Annotated in this window: 2 rRNA genes; both read right to left on the reverse strand. The window is 58.0% G+C overall.

The features are described from left to right. Nucleotides 1–7: 7 nt before the first annotated feature. A 5S ribosomal RNA gene (gene rrf, locus Mco01_RS38600) occupies nt 8–124 on the reverse strand. A gap of 131 nt (nt 125–255) precedes the next feature. Next, nucleotides 256–3,367 (reverse strand): 23S ribosomal RNA (locus tag Mco01_RS38605). Nucleotides 3,368–3,451: the final 84 nt, after the last annotated feature.

Here is a 3,451-nt window from a genome sequence, read left to right on the forward strand (position 1 = left end):
AATGTTTGTCCGGCGGTGTCCTACTCTCCCACACCGTCCCCGGTGCAGTACCATCGGCGCTGGAAGGCTTAACTTCCGGGTTCGGAATGTAACCGGGTGTTTCCCTTCCGCTATGACCGCCGTAACCCCGTGAAACACACAACCAACCGGTTGTTGTCTCTGGATCACACAGTGGACGCGAGCACCACACCCCTCGCAGGCTCAACACAACACCAGAAGGTGTCGCGGAACCCCGCGCAGCGGGGCGGGTTTATTGTGGTCAAGTCCTCGGCCTATTAGTACCGGTCAGCTCCACGTATTACTACGCTTCCACCTCCGGCCTATCAACCCCATCGTCTCTGGGGAGCCTTACCCACTCTCGTGGTGGGAGACCTCATCTAAAGGCGAGCTTCCCGCTTAGATGCTTTCAGCGGTTATCCCTACCGAACGTAGCCAACCAGCCGTGCTCCTGGCGGAACAACTGGCACACCAGAGGTTCGTCCGTCCCGGTCCTCTCGTACTAGGGACAGCCCCTCGCAAGTCTCCTGCGCGCGCAGCGGATAGGGACCGAACTGTCTCGCGACGTTCTAAACCCAGCTCGCGTACCGCTTTAATGGGCGAACAGCCCAACCCTTGGGACCTACTCCAGCCCCAGGATGCGACGAGCCGACATCGAGGTGCCAAACCATCCCGTCGATATGGACTCTTGGGGAAGATCAGCCTGTTATCCCCGGGGTACCTTTTAGCCGTTGAGCGACACCGCTTCCACACGCCGATGCCGGATCACTAGTCCCAGCTTTCGCTCCTGCTCGACCCGTCAGTCTCACAGTCAAGCTCCCTTGTGCACTTACACTCGACACCTGATTGCCAACCAGGCTGAGGGAACCTTTGGGCGCCTCCGTTACCCTTTAGGAGGCAACCGCCCCAGTTAAACTACCCACCAGACACTGTCCCCCACCCGGATACACGGGCGCGGGTTAGACGTCCAAAACGACCAGAGTGGTATTTCACCAATGACTCCACGATAACTAGCGTTACCGCTTCCCAGTCTCCCACCTATCCTACACAAGACGCTCCAAACGCCAATGTCAAGCTGTAGTGAAGGTCCCGGGGTCTTTCCGTCCTGCTGCGCGAAACGAGCATCTTTACTCGTACTGCAATTTCACCGGGCCTGTGGTTGAGACAGCGGGGAAGTCGTTACGCCATTCGTGCAGGTCGGAACTTACCCGACAAGGAATTTCGCTACCTTAGGATGGTTATAGTTACCACCGCCGTTTACCGGCGCTTAAGTTCTCACCTTCGCACCCCGAAAGGCACTAAGCGGTCCCCTTAACGTTCCGGCACCGGGCAGGCGTCAGTCCGTATACATCGTCTTACGACTTCGCACGGACCTGTGTTTTTAGTAAACAGTCGCTTCCCCCTGGCCACTGCGGCCCCCACCAGCTCACGGGGAAAACCCGATCACCAGCAGAGGCCCCCCTTCTCCCGAAGTTACGGGGGCAATTTGCCGAGTTCCTTAACCACAGTTCACCCGACCGCCTTGGTATTCTCTACCTGACCACCTGAGTCGGTTTAGGGTACGGGCCGCCACGACACTCACTAGAGGCTTTTCTCGGCAGCATAGGATCACCCACTTCGCCACAATCGGCTCGGCATCACACCTCAGGATACATGAGAGACGGATTTGCCTATCTCTCTCCCTACATGCTTACCCCGGGACAACCACCGCCCGGGCTGGGCTACCTTCCTGCGTCACCCCATCGCTTACCTACTACCAGATCAGGCCAGGCGTTCACCCTGACACCCGCCTCGAAAGGCCGGCCGGGCTAAGGACCCTTAGTATCACTGGGTTCGATATGGGCGCATCGCAGCGGGTACGGGAATATCAACCCGTTGTCCATCGACTACGCCTGTCGGCCTCGCCTTAGGTCCCGACTTACCCTGGGCGGACGAACCTGCCCCAGGAACCCTTGGTCATTCGGCGCAGAAGATTCTCACTTCTGACTCGCTACTCATGCCTGCATTCTCACTCGCACGACCTCCACAACTGGATCACTCCGCTGCTTCACCGGTCGCACGACGCTCCCCTACCCACCCCCGGACAGGAAACCCATCCGGCAGGTGCCACGACTTCGGCGGTGTACTTGAGCCCCGCTACATTATCGGCGCAGAATCACTTGACCAGTGAGCTATTACGCACTCTTTCAAGGGTGGCTGCTTCTAAGCCAACCTCCTGGTTGTCACTGCGACTCCACATCCTTTCCCACTTAGCACACGCTTAGGGGCCTTAGTCGGTGATCTGGGCTGTTTCCCTCTCGACCACGGAGCTTATCCCCCGCAGTCTCACTGCCACGCTCCACTTACCGGCATTCGAAGTTTGGCTGACGTCAGTAACCTTGTCGGGCCCATCAGCCATCCAGAGCCCTACCTCCGGCAAGCACCACGCAACGCTGCACCTAAATGCATTTCGGGGAGAACCAGCTATCACGGAGTTTGATTGGCCTTTCACCCCTACACACAGGTCATCCCCCAGGTTTTCAACCCTGGTGGGTTCGGTCCTCCACGCGGTCTTACCCACGCTTCAACCTGCCCATGCGTAGATCACCCCGCTTCGGGTCTACAGCATGCGACTCAAACGCCCTATTCAGACTCGCTTTCGCTACGGCTCCCCCACACGGGTTAACCTCGCCACACACCATAACTCGCAGGCTCATTCTTCAAAAGGCACGCAGTCACATCACAGACAAGCAAGCTTGCCTACGCTCCTACGGCTTGTAGGCACACGGTTTCAGGTACTATTTCACGACCCCTCACCGGGGCGCTTTTCACCTTTCCCTCACGGTACTCGTTCACTATCGGTCACCAGGGAGTATTTAGGCTTACCAGGTGGTCCTGGCAGATTCACACAGGATTTCTCGAGCCCCGTGCTACTCGGGAACACCCCCAACAGTCGGCATGATTTCGCCTACCCGGCTCTCACGGTCTACGGCGCCCCATCCCAAAGGCTTCGACTACCACACCGATTTCTCACTGCTCACGGCCCCGGCAGAGACCGAACAGGAGGTCCCACAACCCCGCACACGCAACGCCCGCCGGCTATCACACGCGCACGGTTTAGCCTCCTCCGCTTTCGCTCACCACTACTCACGGAATCACAATTGTTTTCTTCTCCTACGGGTACTGAGATGTTTCACTTCCCCGCGTTACCACCAACCGCCCTATACATTCAGACGGCGGCAACACCACATGACTGGTGCTAGGTTTCCCCATTCGGACATCCCCGGATCAACGTCTGGTTGGCGACTCCCCGAGGCTTAACGCAGCCTCCCACGTCCTTCATCGGCTCCTGGTACCAAGGCATCCACCGTGTGCCCTAAACAACTTGGCCACAAAAGATGCTCGCGTCCACTATGCAATTCACAAACAACAACCAGGACAACCAGCCCACCCCACCACCAAACACCAGAACCCA

It is taken from the genome of Microbispora corallina (genome assembly GCF_016863035.1).
Classification (GTDB): Bacteria; Actinomycetota; Actinomycetes; order Streptosporangiales; family Streptosporangiaceae; genus Microbispora; species Microbispora corallina.